The 13,499-nt window shown below is 67.5% G+C and carries 13 protein-coding genes; 7 read left to right on the top strand and 6 right to left on the bottom strand.

The genetic code is table 11. From position 1 onward, the window contains the following. Nucleotides 1–363: 363 nt before the first annotated feature. From HWX09_RS27710 to HWX09_RS27700, 3 genes are read left to right on the top strand one after another with little or no spacing between them, the layout of a single operon-like run. On the top strand, nucleotides 364–1,887 hold the full coding sequence (locus HWX09_RS27710) for a TolC family protein (protein ID WP_230469097.1): 1,524 nt from the start codon (nucleotides 364–366) through the stop codon (nucleotides 1,885–1,887). Further along, nucleotides 1,880–4,099 carry a type I secretion system permease/ATPase gene (locus tag HWX09_RS27705; RefSeq protein WP_027781157.1) on the top strand — a complete coding sequence of 740 codons (2,220 nt, stop codon included), beginning with the start codon at nucleotides 1,880–1,882 and terminating at the stop codon, nucleotides 4,097–4,099. The genes HWX09_RS27710 and HWX09_RS27705 overlap by 8 nt, the downstream gene beginning before the upstream one ends. After that, entirely contained in the window at nucleotides 4,096–5,268 is a 1,173-nt protein-coding gene (locus HWX09_RS27700) for an HlyD family efflux transporter periplasmic adaptor subunit (protein ID WP_027781156.1), read from the top strand. Before HWX09_RS27705 ends, HWX09_RS27700 begins: the two co-directional genes overlap by 4 nt. 18 nt (nucleotides 5,269–5,286) lie before the next feature. Here the strand turns inward: HWX09_RS27700 and HWX09_RS27695 are convergent, their stop codons facing one another. Together HWX09_RS27695 and HWX09_RS27690 are read right to left on the bottom strand one after the other, a co-directional pair. Continuing rightward, nucleotides 5,287–5,847, bottom strand: coding sequence for a DUF488 domain-containing protein (locus tag HWX09_RS27695; protein WP_027781155.1), 561 nt, complete (start codon nucleotides 5,845–5,847; stop codon nucleotides 5,287–5,289). Next, nucleotides 5,844–6,071, bottom strand: coding sequence for a DUF2945 domain-containing protein (locus HWX09_RS27690; RefSeq protein ID WP_027781154.1), 228 nt, complete (start codon nucleotides 6,069–6,071; stop codon nucleotides 5,844–5,846). Before HWX09_RS27690 ends, HWX09_RS27695 begins: the two co-directional genes overlap by 4 nt. Nucleotides 6,072–6,351: 280 nt before the next feature. On the opposite strand from HWX09_RS27690, the gene HWX09_RS27685 reads away from it, so the two are divergent. The 3 genes from HWX09_RS27685 (at nucleotide 6,352) to HWX09_RS27675 (ending at nucleotide 9,715) form a co-directional block, all read left to right on the top strand. Next, complete coding sequence (locus HWX09_RS27685; RefSeq protein ID WP_027781153.1) at nucleotides 6,352–7,641, top strand: FAD-binding oxidoreductase; 1,290 nt, start codon at nucleotides 6,352–6,354, stop codon at nucleotides 7,639–7,641. A gap of 17 nt (nucleotides 7,642–7,658) precedes the next feature. Beyond that, nucleotides 7,659–8,216: an XRE family transcriptional regulator gene (locus HWX09_RS27680; RefSeq protein WP_027781152.1), complete on the top strand. Its 558-nt coding sequence runs from the start codon at nucleotides 7,659–7,661 to the stop codon at nucleotides 8,214–8,216. 152 nt (nucleotides 8,217–8,368) lie between these two features. Next, nucleotides 8,369–9,715 carry a glutamine synthetase family protein gene (locus HWX09_RS27675; protein ID WP_027781151.1) on the top strand — a complete coding sequence of 449 codons (1,347 nt, stop codon included), beginning with the start codon at nucleotides 8,369–8,371 and terminating at the stop codon, nucleotides 9,713–9,715. A gap of 25 nt (nucleotides 9,716–9,740) precedes the next feature. On the opposite strand, the gene HWX09_RS27670 is transcribed toward HWX09_RS27675, so the two are convergent. From HWX09_RS27670 to HWX09_RS27655, 4 genes are all read right to left on the bottom strand, one after another. Continuing rightward, nucleotides 9,741–10,268, bottom strand: coding sequence for a GNAT family N-acetyltransferase (locus tag HWX09_RS27670; protein ID WP_027781150.1), 528 nt, complete (start codon nucleotides 10,266–10,268; stop codon nucleotides 9,741–9,743). A gap of 47 nt (nucleotides 10,269–10,315) precedes the next feature. Continuing rightward, entirely contained in the window at nucleotides 10,316–10,705 is a 390-nt protein-coding gene (locus tag HWX09_RS27665; RefSeq protein ID WP_006480817.1) for a lysozyme inhibitor LprI family protein, read from the bottom strand. 54 nt (nucleotides 10,706–10,759) lie between these two features. After that, nucleotides 10,760–11,524, bottom strand: a complete 765-nt coding sequence (locus HWX09_RS27660) for an N-acetylmuramoyl-L-alanine amidase (protein WP_027781149.1) — start codon at nucleotides 11,522–11,524, stop codon at nucleotides 10,760–10,762. 246 nt (nucleotides 11,525–11,770) lie between these two features. After that, entirely contained in the window at nucleotides 11,771–12,223 is a 453-nt protein-coding gene (locus tag HWX09_RS27655; RefSeq protein ID WP_006491214.1) for an SRPBCC family protein, read from the bottom strand. Between the two features lie 191 nt (nucleotides 12,224–12,414). On the opposite strand from HWX09_RS27655, the gene HWX09_RS27650 reads away from it, so the two are divergent. Beyond that, on the top strand, nucleotides 12,415–13,455 hold the full coding sequence (locus HWX09_RS27650) for a bifunctional nicotinamide-nucleotide adenylyltransferase/Nudix hydroxylase (RefSeq protein WP_027781148.1): 1,041 nt from the start codon (nucleotides 12,415–12,417) through the stop codon (nucleotides 13,453–13,455). The last annotated feature ends 44 nt before the right edge of the window (nucleotides 13,456–13,499 follow it).

Raw genomic sequence — 13,499 nt, 5'->3', positions numbered from 1 at the left:
CGACGCGGGCTTGCCCGACGCATATCCGTCCCCGCGGCAAGGGGGGCCTGCTTTGCCGGACGGCTCGCCGCCGGCGTCCCGATGATGCTCAAGACAATCGCTCGTTCCAGATACACCTTGCGTCGCGCCGTTTGCGCGGTGCGTGCCGTTTTCCATCCAGGCCATGTGTTGTTCGCGATCGCGCTGCTCGACACCGCACCGGCGGCGTTCGCGTCGTCGTCGCCGCTGCCGAGCGGCCGGCTGACCGATTCGTTCGAGACCGCGGCGCGCGTGCCGGCTGATGCGGTCCACGCAGTCACGGCACCGTCTGCGTATGCATTGCCGGCCGCGCCGCCAGCGCCTCCCAGGGCGGCCGCTCCGTCGATGCGGCCGGCGGTGGCGACGGCGTCGTTCGTGCCGCTGCCGGCCGGCATGCCCGCCGCCGCACCGCGCCGGCACCTGGCGCCGCCATTGCCGCCCGTGGATCCGGCGCGGCGCATCGTCCTCGCGAACCTGTCCCGCGCGATGGCGCCGATCGACCCGCAAGCGCCGGTGTCGCCGCTGCATGATGGGATGACGGCGGGGGTGACGACGATCACGCCGGACAGGCAGGACGAGTTCGACGTCCCCGCTGCCGGGCGCGCCGAGGATGCCGAGGATGCCGGCGGCGATTCGGGCGAAACGCTGCGCATCGCGCTCGACCGTCTGACGCTGCGCGACGCCGTCGGCGTCGCGATCGCGCGCCATCCCGACATCGGCCGCGCCCATGCGGAAGTGGCGCAAAGCATGTCGGAGGTCGAGGTCGCGAAGGCGGCCTGGTACCCGAAGATCGACTACGGCGTGCGTCCCGGCTATGGCGGAAGTTTCGGCAGCAACGGCAACCGTACCGGCACGCGCGCATCGATCGGCGTGTCGCAGTTGCTGTACGACTTCGGCCGCACGTCGGGGCGGATTTCCGCGGCGGACTCGACGCGCAGCCAGAAGCAGTACCAACTGGCCGACACGATCGAGACGGTCGCGTACCAGACGGCGACGACGTTCGTCGAACTGGCCGCCAGCCAGGACGTCGTCGCGGCCGCGCGGCGTCAGGTCGTCGCGCTGAGCGACACGCGCACGAAGATCCTCGATCGCGTGCGGGCCGGACTATCGGTTTCGTCGGACCGCAATCTGGTCGAACTGGCGATCCTGCATGCGCAGGCGGAAGTGTTGAAGGCCAACACGCGCTTCGACGTCGCCGCCGCGAAGCTCACCGAACTGATCGGCGCGCGCCCGCGCCGCGTGGCGAATCTCGGCGGCACGGTGGATTTCGTCGGCGATCTCGGGTATGCCGGCGGCGACATCGAACGAACGCCGTCGGTGCTCGCCGCGGCGGCCGCCGTCGATGCGGCCGATGCGCGCGTGCGGGTCGCCCAGGCGGAGCGCTTTCCTTCCATCGGTATCGGCGCGAGCCGTTCGATATCGAGCGGCCGACCGAACGCCACCAACGATACGTGGATCGGTTTCGCGGTGAGCGGCAACTACTCGCTGGGCGGCCTGGCGCGACACCAGATCGCGGCCGCCGAAGCCGAACTGCGCGCGAACCGTGAAAGCCTCGAGAACCGGCGGCTCGTCACGCGCAGCGCGCTCAAGTCGGCGCAGATCGAAGCGTCGGGTGCCGCGGCACGCCTGAACGGCTACGAGAAGGTGACCGCGCTGTCGCGGGCGTCGCGCGACCTGTACTGGCAGGAATACATCCTGAACAAGCGTACGTTGACCGACGTCGTGAATCCGGAGCGCGACATCTTCGAATCGGAAGTCGAGTCGATCAATGCACTGGCCGACGGCGCGATTGCGCGCATCAAGGCATACGTGGCAGTCGGCAAGTTCGTCGAATTGCTGCGCGAACACGAGGGGAGTCGTCATGAATGATGCGTTTCGCGCCGGGCGCGATGCCGGCGCCGACATCGCGCGCTGGGCCGACCCGCTGATTTTCGCGGCACGGCACCTCGGTCTGGCCGTCTCGCCCGAGCAGGTGCGCGGCGCGGCATCGTGGGCGAGCGCCGCGGACCCGGACGCGGCCGTCGTCGAAGTCGCCGCATCCGCGGGCCTGGCCGCGCAGTTCGTCGCATTGCCGCCGGCGCGGCTCACGCCGGCGATGCTGCCGGCGCTCGCCGTGTTCGACGATGCACATGTCGGTGTGATCGTGTCGGTCGCGGCGGGACGTGCGGTCGTCCAGTTCGTCTTCGACGGCAAGCCGCTCGAACGCGCGATCGATCTGGACGCGCCGGCGCCGGCATGGCCGGCCCGCGTGCTGATCGTCCACGAGCGGGTCGCGCGGCGTGACGAGCGCGTCGACGGCTACCTGTCCGCCAAACCCGACACCTGGCTGCACGATCTATTCTCGGCGCAATGGAAGGTGTTGCTCGATCTCGGCGCCGGCTCGCTGTTCGGCAATCTGCTCGCGATCGCGACGTCGCTGTTCGCGATGCAGGTGTGGGATCGTGTGGTCCCTGCGCGGGCGACGCATACGTTGTGGGTGCTGGCGTCAGGCGTCGTGCTCGCGCTCGCGCTGGAACTGCTGCTCCGTACCGCGCGCGTGTCGATTGCCGATCATTTCGGCAAGCAGGCGGACCTCAAGCTGTCCGCGATGTTCTTCGCGCGCGTGCTCGACATCCGCAACGATGCGCGGCCGCGCTCGCCGGGCACGCTGGTCGCCCAGCTTCGGGATCTCGAACAGCTGCGCGAACTGCTGACGTCGAGCACGATGGGCGTGCTGATCGACATCCCGTTCGTCATCACCTTCCTGTTCATCATCTGGCTGCTCGGCGGGCCGCTTGCATTCGTGCCGCTCGCGGCGATCCCGCTGCTGATCCTGCCGGGCGTGCTTGCGCAAATCCCGCTGGCGAAGCTGTCGAACCAGGGGCTCGAGGAATCGGCGCTGCGCAACGCGATCCTGATGGAGGCCATCTATCGCGCCGAGGACATCAAGGCGTTGCAGGCGGAGCCGCGATTCCGGCAGATGTGGGCGCATACGAATCGCGTGAATGCCGATATCGGCTTGCAGCAACGCCGGCTGGCCGGCCTGCTGGTCAATCTCGCGCAGACGGTGCAGCAGCTTGCCTACGCCGGCGTGCTGGTTGCCGGCGTGTACGGCATCCTGGACGCGAGCCTGTCGTTCGGCGCCGTGCTCGCCTGTTCGATCCTGACGAGCCGCACGATCGCGCCGCTGGGTCAGATTCCCGCCGTGCTGTCGCGCATCCAGAACGTACGGGCGGGCAAGAAGGGGCTCGACAACCTGCTCGCGCTGCCGGTCGACCACGATCCGGCGGTCGATGCGTATCACAAGCCGGCGCTCGTCGGCCGATATCGCTTCGAGCAGGTCGGATACAGCTTCGATCCCCAGGAAAAACCCGTGCTCAGTATTCCGAATCTATCGATCGAACCCGGCGAACGGGTCGCGATCCTCGGCCGGGTCGGCGCGGGCAAATCGACGTTGCTGAGGCTGTTCGGCGGGCTCGCGACGCCGGTGCAGGGGCGCATCCTGTTCAACGACACGCCGATGCCGCTGATCGACGTTGCCGATGTCCGCCGCGACGTCGGGATGCTGCTGCAGGAATCGAGCCTCTTCTACGGCACGCTGCGAGAGAATCTGCTGATCGCGAGTCCGCTCGCCACCGACGACGCGATGCTCGCCGCGATGAAGGTCGCGTGCGCGGACCAGTTGCTGCTGCGGCAGCCGCACGGCCTCGACCTGAAGCTGCGCGAAAGCGGCCTTGGCCTGTCCGGCGGCCAGAAGCAGGCGCTGATGCTGGCCCGCGTGATTCTGCGCTCGCCGAACGTGTTGCTGCTCGACGAGCCGACCGCATCGCTCGACGAGGCGACCGAGCGGGCGATCGTCGAGCGCCTGCAGCAGTGGCTCGGCAATCGCACGTTGATCGTGGCGACGCATCGTTATCCGGTGCTGTCGATCGTCGATCGCATCATCGTGCTCGATGGCGGGCGCGTGGTGCGCGATGGTCCGAAGGACGAGGTGCTGGCCGCGTTGCGCGGCTCCGGCACGCCGGAGCCGGCGGCCGCCGCGCGCGCACCGGACGGCGGCTCGCGTCCGTTGCCGGCGCGGATGGCGGGAGAGACGCGATGAGCGATTTTCCGTGGTTGGTGAATCGCGCGCGCGAAGCAGTGCCCGCCCGGCGGATGCTGTGGCTGATCGTCGCCGCGCTGGCGATCTTCCTGGTGTGGTCCGTGTTCGCGAACCTCGACGAAGTCGCGGTCGGCGAAGCGAAGGTCACGCCGGCATCGAAAGGGCAGGTCATCCAGAGCCTCGAAGGCGGCATCCTGCTGGAACTGGCGGTGCGCGAGGGCGATGTCGTCGACGCGGGCCAACGGCTCGCGACGCTCGATCCGGTGCTCGCGCGCGCGTCGATGGAGGAAACGCTGGAGCGGATCACCGCATTGCAAGGGCGCGCGGCGCGTCTGTATGCGGAGATGAACGACCTGCCCGGCATCGACTTCCCGGCGGAACTGGCGAACGAGAAGGCCGTGACCGGGCGCGAGCGTCAGCTGTTCGTCGCGAATCGGCGCGCGTTTCGCGAAAACGTCGCCAACCTGCGCGAACAGTTGCGCCTCGCCGAGGACGAGCTCCGGATTGCGTTGCCGCTGCTGAAAACCGGCGCGACCAACGAGGTGGAGGTGCTCCGGCTGCGTCAGAAGGCCGCCGAATTCTCGACGAAGCTGTCGGCGGCGCAGAGCGAGTACTACGTCGCGCTGAAAGCCGACTACTCGAAGACGATGGCCGATCTCGAACCGCTGCTCAAGGTTCGCGAAGGGCGTGCCGATCAATTGCGACGAACCGTGATTCGCGCGCCGGCGCGCGGCATCGTGAAGGACATCCGGGTGTCGACGGTCGGCGGCGTGATTCCGCCGGGCGGCATGCTGATGGAAATCGTGCCGCTCGACGACCAGTTGCTGATCGAGGCGCGTCTCAGCCCTCGCGACATCGCGTTCATTCATCCGGGGCAGGAGGCGACCGTGAAGATCACGGCGTTCGAGTCGTCGATCTACGGCTCGCTGCCGGCGAAGGTCGAGCGGATTTCGCCCGACACGATCGAAGACCAGGTCGACCGGCGCGTGTATTACTACCGCGTCTACGTGCTCACGCAGCACGCGTATCTGGAAACCCGCGACGGCAAGCGGCATCCGATCCTGCCGGGCATGGTCGCCACCGCGGAGATCCGCACCGGGCGCCGCACCGTGTTCGACTACCTCGTCAAGCCGCTGAACCGGGCCGCCGAGGCGTTGCGCGAACGCTAGTGCGCATGCGCGGCATGATCATGCGTGCGGCGCCGAATCGCTGCGTTCGGGATCCGGGTAGACGATCGTGCCATCGTCCCGGATTACGGCGCCGGCCGTGAGCCGCGCGGGTTCCACGCGGTTGCGACCCATGATGTGCAGCACCGTTTCGCCGCGCGCGATCAGGTAGTCGGACACGATTCGCCGGTGGCAGCGCCACCACACGGCTTCCGAGCACATGATCGCGCAGCGCTGCTCGTGGCCCTGTGCGATCAACCGGTCGAGGCCCGCGTGAAACTCCGGCGACATGGCGTAATCCGCGTAGCGGTGAAAGCTGCGGTTCGTCCAGAAGTCGTTGATGTCGTCGGGCACGCCGTGCGACTTGCCGCGCAGGCCGCCGAGTTCGGCGATGTGTTCGTACGCGATGTCGGCGGGGGCGAGCGCATCCGGCAGCGTCGCTTCGTTGAATTGCGGATGGGTACGCGAGCGCGGCATCTTGCGGATATCCGCGAGCAGCGTGATCTCGACCGCGTCGAGCAGGTCGATGAATTCGTCGAGCGTGCGGTTCGAATGGCCGATCGTGTAGAACGGGAGCGTCATGCGTCGTCCTTGCCGTCGATGCGTTCGAGCACGCGGCCGCGATGCGCGGCGACGTGGTCGGTCCGGTCGCTCTTGATCTCGTACTGCGGATCCTCGGGCGACGCGCGATGGCGATGGCCCTTGTAGTCGAAGTCGGCGGTGTGGATCGCAACGATCGTGCCGGTCACGTAGCCGGCCTCGGAATTCCAGCGGACGTGGTCGCCCAGCCTGAATGGCGTGGTCATGCCGGGGTGCCTCCTTGTGTCGATGCGCGGTGGGTCGGCCTTCGCGACCCTGGCGGTGCGCGCCGGGGGCGGCGAGGAAGAGCGTGCATGGGTTCATTATCGGCCGCGACCGCACACGGTAAAAGACACGGACGTCGGCGGCGGTAGCCGTGCTGCATGCGCAATCGGCGTGCCTTTCATTTTCCCAACGGCATGGACGCCGGTCCCCCCGCTTGCCCGCATGAAATTGTCATGCTAGATTTTCATGAAATTTCTCGGCGTAATTTTCACGGGGTTCCGCATGTTCGTGCAGTCCGACCGTCACGTCGCAAGCTACTACGCCGGCACCTATCCGGCGCCGATCCCGCATCGGCCCGCGCTGGACGAACGCGTCGACGCCGACGTGCTGGTCGTCGGCGCGGGCTTCAGCGGGCTGCATACGGCGCTGCGCCTTGCGCTTGCCGGCAAGCGGGTCGTCATGCTCGAAGCCAGCCGCGTCGCGTGGGCGGCATCGGGCCGCAACGGCGGACAGGCGCTGCTCGGCTGGTCGTGCGACATGCAGCCGCTCGAGGATGCGCTCGGCCGCGACGGCGCGCGCCTGCTGTGGGACAGCATGCGTTGGGCTGCGCGCGAGGTGCGCGAACTGCCGGCACGGCACGGTTTCGACATCGACTACCGGCCCGGCAGCCTGTGGGCCGCGGTGCGGCCGCGGCGCGTCGCGATGCTGGCGCGGGCGCGCGACGAGGCGGCCGAGCGGTGGGGCTACGACCGGCTGCGCGTGATCGGGCGTGACGAGATGCCTGAATGGATCGGCGGCACGCGCTATCTCGCCGCGCTGCACGATCCGGAGGCCGGCCACCTGAACCCACTGAAGCTCGCGCTCGGCCTCGCGCAGACGATCGAGCACGCGGGCGGCCGCATCTTCGAACAGAGCCGCGTGCTCGACTGTCGCGAGACGGCGGGCGGCCACATCGCCCGCACGGCGTGTGGCGAAGTACGGGCGGACGTGCTGGTGCTTGCCTGCAATGCGTACGTCGACCGGCTCGATCGCGATCTCGCGCGCCGGTTGCTGCCGGTCGGCACGTACCAGGTCGCAACGGCGCCGCTCGCGCCCGACGTCGCGCATGCGCTGCTGCCGCGCAACAGTTGCGTGATCGACAACCAGTTCGTGCCCGACTATTTCCGCCTGAGTCCCGACAACCGGCTGCTGTTCGGCGGCGGCTGCACGTATCTCGGCGGCATCCCGGCCGATATCGCGGCGGCGACGCGCCCGCACCTCGAACGCGTGTTCCCGCAACTGGCCGGTGTGCCGCTCGACTACGCGTGGGGCGGTCACATCGACATCAGCATGCGCCGCACGCCGGACATCGGCCGCCACGGGCAGCGCTTCTGGCTGCAGGGTTTTTCGGGGCACGGCGTGCTGCCGACGCTCGCCGGCGCGCGCGCGGTGGCCGACGCCGTGCTCGGCGACGCACACCTGCTCGCGCAGTACCAGCGCATCCGCAACCCACGCTTTCCCGGCGGCGACCGGCTGGCCGCACCGCTCGAAGCGATCGGCAAGGCCTGGTACCGTCTGCGCGATACCGTTTGACTGCACCGAAATCCATCATGAACGAACGCGAAGAGATAGAAAGTCTGGCGATCCTGATCCGCGACCTGCGCAAGCATCGCAAGGTCACGCTGAACGATCTCGCCGAACGGATCGGCCGCTCGGTCGGCTTTCTGTCGCAGGTCGAGCGCGGACTGTCGCGTCCGACGGTCGCGGATCTCACCGCGATCGGCGAGGCGCTCGGTGTGCCGACCACGTATTTCTACAGCCTGAGCAAGCCGCGCAGCGTGCCATGGGTCACGCGGCCCGACGAACGCCGCACCGTGTATTACGCGGCCGGCATTACCGACATCCTCGTGTCGCCGAACATGCGTGCGCGCTTCTCGATCCTCGAAAGCCATCTCGAACCGGGCGCGAGCAGCGGCGAGCGGCCGGTCGACGACAGCGACGAGCAGGGCGGCTTCGTGCTCGAAGGAGAACTGACGATCTGGATCGACGGCGACGACACGCCGGTCACGCTCGGTCCGAACGATGCGTTTCAGCTTCCCGCGCACAAGCGCTTCCGGTATGCGAACCTGACCGACGCGCCGACGCGCGTGATCTGGGTGTTCACCTGAGTGGCCGGCGGGGCGGGCGGTGTCGCAGGCCGCCGCGCCACGCAGCCTGTTTGCAGTACTGATCGATATGCGGCGTACATTGCACTGCGTTCCGCGTGAATCCGGTTCGCCGCGCCGCGGCGCCGCCATACGAGACATGAAAAGGATGAGACATGGCTGACGTCGTTCCCGCGCTGGTCAGTGAAGTCCGCGCATTTCGGCAGGCGCACCCCGAGATCCGTTATGTCGACTTGATCTGCCTCGATCTCCCCGGGCATTTCTACGGCAAGCGCTATCCCATCGACGCGCTCGAGAAAATCGCATCCGGCGCGCTGCTGAAGCTGCCGCAGAACTGCGTGTTGCTCGGCACGCAGGGCGGCCTCTACAAGATCGGCGATTACTGCTTCAACGACGGCGATCCCGATGCGCCGCGCCGCCTGATTCCCGGCACGCTGAAGCCCGTGCGCTGGGAGCGGCAGCCGCTTGCGCAGATGCTGATCAGCTCCGACGGCACCGATTCCCCGATTGAATTCGAGCCGCGCGAGGTGCTCGCGCGCGTGCTGCGGCGGTTCGCAGCGCGCGGCATTCGGCCGGTCGTCGCATTCGAGCTCGAGTTTTACCTGTTCGCCGCGCGGCTCGCGGAAGGCGTGCCGCAGTATCCGCGCGACCGCCTGAGCGACGACCGCGACGATCAGCCGAACATGCATATCGAACGCCTGTCGCGCTTCTCCGACGTGCTGCACGAGATGGTCGACGCCGCGTGCGAGCAGGGCGTCGATGCGACGGTGATCACCGCGGAGCTCGGACCCGGCCAGTTCGAGATCAATTTCGGGCATACCGACGACGCGCTGCGTGCGGCCGACTGGTCGGCGCTGTTCTGCCGCAGCACACGCGGCGTCGCGTTGCGGCATGGCTATCGCGCGAGCTTCATGGGTAAGCCGTACCTGCATGCGCCGGGCAGCGGGATGCACGTGCACGTGAGCCTGTACGATGAGGCGGGGCGCAACCTGCTGGCGGCGGACGGACAGCGGCCGTTGCGGCATGCGGTGGCCGGCTGCCTCGCGCTGCTGCCGCATTGCATGCCTGTGTTCGCGCCGAATCACAATGCGTTCCGGCGTTACGGGTCGATGGTGAACGCGGCGAGTCGCGCGAGTTGGGGTTTCGAGGATCGAGACGCATGCATCCGGATTCCGGAGTCGGATGCACGCGATCTGCGGATCGAGCACCGGCTCGCGAGCGCGGATGCGAACCCGTACCTGGTGCTTGCGGCGATCCTCGGCGGGATGGAGCACGGGCTCGATGCGCGGCTCGAGCCGATCGCGCCGCTCAACGAGGATCGCGGCAGCGGCATCGATTTTCCGAAGGAGATGCTGTCGTCGGTCGCCGCGATGCAGGATCATCCGGCCGTGCGCGACGGGTTGGGCAGCGAGTTCGTGATGGTGTACTGCGAGAACAAGCGGCAGGAGGAGCTGGATTTTCGCAACGAGATCGGGGCGCGGGAGTATCGGTGGTTTCTGTGAGTGCCGCGTGCGTCGAGGAAGCCGGTCAAGGAAGTGCGCGCCAGTAGCGCACTTCCTCGATCGGCGTACCGTCGATCTCGAACGTCTTGATGTCGCGTTCTGCGACGAAACCTTCGCGTTCGTAGAACGCTCTCGCGCGACGGTTTTTGACCAGTGCCCACAGCGATACCCACACATGGCCTGCGTCATGCAGCGATCGGCATGCGTGATCGACCAGCAACGTGCCGATGCCTTGTCCGCAATGCGACGGATGCAGATAGATCGCTTCGATTTCGCCCCACGCAGGGTCCTTGTCGGTGTCGCGCGTCGGGCCGTACGCGATCCAGCCGGTCGGTACGCGGTTCATGAACGCGAGCGCGACGCGCGGCCGTCCTGCGTCGAGTGCCTGGCGCCAGGCGGCCGTGCGCTTTTCGACCGACAGGCCGGCGAGGAACGGCGCCGGCATGACGTCCATGTAGGTGGCTTGCCACGACGCGACGTGGATGTCGGCGATGATCGGTGCATCGGCGGATGTGGCCGAGCGGATGTCGATCGTCGCCGTGTTCGGTGCCATGCGTTCCCCGTGCGATCGGTTGCCGTATGCCGTGTTACTGCTCGACCTTACTCACCGAGCTTCGACGTCACGCACCCGGTGCTCGAGCATTCGCGTTCACGCTCGCGCAGGAACGACAGCCGCGACTGCGTCATGTCGTTCGCGCACTGGATATCGACGAGGTAGCTGCTGCCGCGCGTTTCGCTGCACTGCGCGTCGCGTTGTTTCAGCCACGCGAGCTGGCCGGCCTTCAGCGTCGCCTGTTGATCGCCGCTCAGTTGCTTGCGCAGCCGGCCGTATTCGTCGTTGAGATCGCGGTCGGATTGCGAGAACTGCGTGCTCGTGCAATACACCTGGTCGAACGCGCTGCGCGGTTTCCCGCAGCCGGCCGCATGCGCGGCGAACGGAACGGCAAGCGCGAGCAATGCGCAGGATGCGAGCAGATTCTTCTTTTTCATGGTGATGCTCCTGGCTGGGTGAAAACCGTTGAATCCGACGGGCGATACCGTCGTTTATTCGGGCGCCGTACACGCGTCGATGCCGCCCGCGATCGCGGTGGACAGGCGCTGGATCGTCTCGCGCCGTGCGAGCCGCGCTTCTTCGTCCGGATTGACGATCACGCCGGCTTCGACGAGCACGGCCGGAATCGGCGCGGTGCGCAGCACGACGAGATCGTCGAAGCGGTGGATGCCGAGTGACGGATCGATCAGCGGGCGGTTCTCGCCGCGGATCGGCTGCGCGTGATACAGCGACGGCCGTTCGCCGGCCGCGACCAGCCGCTCGGCAATCGCCTTCGCGCAACGCAGGCTCTGCGCATAGTGCGGATTGCGCGCCGACACGAACACCGAGAAGCCTCGGAATTCGCGCTGCCGACCCGCGTCGATGAACTGCTGCTGCATCGAGTCGTGATGGATCGACACGAACAGGTTCGCGTCGGGCGCCTGCGTCGAGCGCCGATCGAGCGCGATCTCGCGGCCGTCCGCCGACGTGCGCAGCACGCGGTCGCCATGCGCGGCGAGTGTGTCGGCGACCGCGCCGGACAGGTCGAGGTTGTACAGGTATTCGACGCGGCCGCTCGCGCCGGTCGAGCCCGGATGCGCCGGCGTATGGCCGGTGTCGACGACGATATAGCGCCCGGTCGCGGGCTCGGTAAAGGGCGTGCCCGCGGTGCCGGCCGCGTGCAGCGCCAGCGGTGCGCCGAGCAGCGGGGCGCATGCGAGCACGCGCGCGGCGGCGCGCACGAGCGGGCGAAGGCGTCGGAGGGTTCGGTTCATCATTGTTGTTGTCGAGAAGGGCGTACGGCGCGTCGAACGGCGCGCCACCGTCGGCCTGCTCAATGCAGTCGGAATGTCGCGCGATTATAGCGGGTGGTGGTGGCGCCGCGATGACGAAACGGCAGCTTTCGCACCGGCCGGAAGCCGAAGCTCGGGCCAGCTACACGGGGCTGCGAGCATGGCGTCACGGGGGGGCGTGCGCATGTCGGGATGGCACGCGCGCAGCGTACGGCAGGCGGCGCGCGCCGGTCACCGCGGCAGCGCTTCGGCTTCGGCCCAGCGCTTGAACGAATCGAGACGTCGGCGCGTCTGCACGAGATAGAACGCGCCGATCAGCGGTTCGAGCAGCCAGCGCAGCCAGGATGGCTGCGCACGGAAGTGGTACGTGAATTTCACCTCGGTCGACCCGGCCGTGCGCTCGGTGAAGTTCCAGCTGCCGCTGAAGCGTTCGAGCACCTTCGGCCCTTCGACCATTTCGACGGCGGCGACCTGCGGCGGACGGTACGAGATGTAGCGCGACACCATCGTCGCGCCCGACTGGCTGCGGCAGAACGCGTCGACGCCGACATCGGCGGTCGTTCCGTCGAGCAGATAGGCATCGATGAGGAAGTTGTCCCACACGAGCCGCCGTCCGTAATCCTGCGACCACGTAAACAGGCGCCTGCGATCGACGCCGACGGTCCGGCTGACTGAGATCCTCATGAGGGCGGGCGCCAGGGCGTGGATTGGGATGCGATCGAGTGTACCGCGCCAATAACGCGTGTTTCGTCAGACTTCGTCAAGTCGAGCGTGGGCTCGAATGGACTCGATTGACGTCCTTCGGGAATTCCCCTACGATTCATTCCAACCCTTCGGGACAGACCCGAAGCGTTTCAATCTCTTGAGGGAGCCTCATGAGTACGCAACAGAACCGGCGCTTCGATGCGCTCGTTTTCATTGGTCGTTTCCAGCCTCCGCATCGTGGTCACCTGAACGTGCTGAAATCGGCACTGAGCCGGGCCGAGCGCGTGTGCGTGCTGATCGGGTCGACCGACAAGCCCCGCACCATCAAGGATCCGTTCTCGTTCGACGAGCGTCGCCAGATGCTGGCTTCGCTGCTCGATGCATCCGAGCGCGACCGCGTGACGATCGCCCCGCTGCAGGATTCGACCTACAACGACGGCGACTGGGTGCGCTGGGTGCAGGACGCCGTCGCGTCCACGCTCGGCGATATCGCGCAGCGCAGGGTCGGGCTGATCGGCCACGAGAAGGACGCCACGTCGTATTACCTGCGGATGTTCCCGCAATGGGAACTCGTCGACGTCGACGCGACGGAAGACATCTCCGCCACCGAAATCCGCGACCAGTATTTCGCCGAACGCACCAACAGCTTCGTGCAGTGGGCCGTGCCGGAACCCGTGTTCGGCTGGCTCGAGCGTTTCCGCACGCAGCCGGAATTCGCGCAACTGAAGTCGGAAGCCGAATTCATCGCCGCGTATCGCAAGGCCTGGGCGGCCGCGCCGTATCCCGTCACGTTCGTGACGGTCGATGCGGTGGTCGTGCACTCGGGCCATATCCTGCTGGTGCGCCGCCGCAGCGAACCGGGCCGCGGCCTGTGGGCGCTGCCGGGCGGATTCGTGAACCAGGACGAACGGCTCGACGCGGCCTGCATTCGCGAACTGCGCGAGGAAACCGGCCTCAAGCTCCCGGAGCCCGTGCTGCGCGGCTCGATCAAGGATCGCCAGGTGTTCGATCACCCGACGCGTTCGCTGCGCGGCCGAACGATCACGCATGCGTGCCTGTTCAACTTTCCGACGGGCGAACTGCCGCGCGTGAAGGGCAGCGACGACGCGGACAAGGCGCGCTGGGTCCCGCTCAACGAATTCGCGCAGATGCGCAACGTGATGTTCGAGGATCACTTCGATATCGCGTATCACTTCCTGGGGAAGCTGTGACGCGCTGATTCCCCGCATTCGGTCCGCCGCGACAGACGCGGCGG

The sequence above is a fragment of the Burkholderia sp. BCC1208 genome, from assembly GCF_902833095.1.
Lineage (GTDB): Bacteria > Pseudomonadota > Gammaproteobacteria > Burkholderiales > Burkholderiaceae > Burkholderia.
Note: the sequence above shows the minus strand (reverse complement) of the source record. Positions and strands in the feature narration are given on the sequence as shown.

Coding starts and splice junctions, on each gene's coding strand:
- HWX09_RS27650 (WP_027781148.1), top strand. CDS start 12,415: ATGAGTACGCAACAGAACCGGCGCTTCGATGCGCTCGTTTTCATTGGT.
- HWX09_RS27680 (WP_027781152.1), top strand. CDS start 7,659: ATGAACGAACGCGAAGAGATAGAAAGTCTGGCGATCCTGATCCGCGAC.
- HWX09_RS27655 (WP_006491214.1), bottom strand. CDS start 12,223: ATGAGGATCTCAGTCAGCCGGACCGTCGGCGTCGATCGCAGGCGCCTG.
- HWX09_RS27670 (WP_027781150.1), bottom strand. CDS start 10,268: ATGGCACCGAACACGGCGACGATCGACATCCGCTCGGCCACATCCGCC.
- HWX09_RS27700 (WP_027781156.1), top strand. CDS start 4,096: ATGAGCGATTTTCCGTGGTTGGTGAATCGCGCGCGCGAAGCAGTGCCC.
- HWX09_RS27705 (WP_027781157.1), top strand. CDS start 1,880: ATGAATGATGCGTTTCGCGCCGGGCGCGATGCCGGCGCCGACATCGCG.
- HWX09_RS27710 (WP_230469097.1), top strand. CDS start 364: ATGCGGCCGGCGGTGGCGACGGCGTCGTTCGTGCCGCTGCCGGCCGGC.
- HWX09_RS27685 (WP_027781153.1), top strand. CDS start 6,352: ATGTTCGTGCAGTCCGACCGTCACGTCGCAAGCTACTACGCCGGCACC.
- HWX09_RS27690 (WP_027781154.1), bottom strand. CDS start 6,071: ATGACCACGCCATTCAGGCTGGGCGACCACGTCCGCTGGAATTCCGAG.
- HWX09_RS27660 (WP_027781149.1), bottom strand. CDS start 11,524: ATGATGAACCGAACCCTCCGACGCCTTCGCCCGCTCGTGCGCGCCGCC.
- HWX09_RS27695 (WP_027781155.1), bottom strand. CDS start 5,847: ATGACGCTCCCGTTCTACACGATCGGCCATTCGAACCGCACGCTCGAC.
- HWX09_RS27665 (WP_006480817.1), bottom strand. CDS start 10,705: ATGAAAAAGAAGAATCTGCTCGCATCCTGCGCATTGCTCGCGCTTGCC.
- HWX09_RS27675 (WP_027781151.1), top strand. CDS start 8,369: ATGGCTGACGTCGTTCCCGCGCTGGTCAGTGAAGTCCGCGCATTTCGG.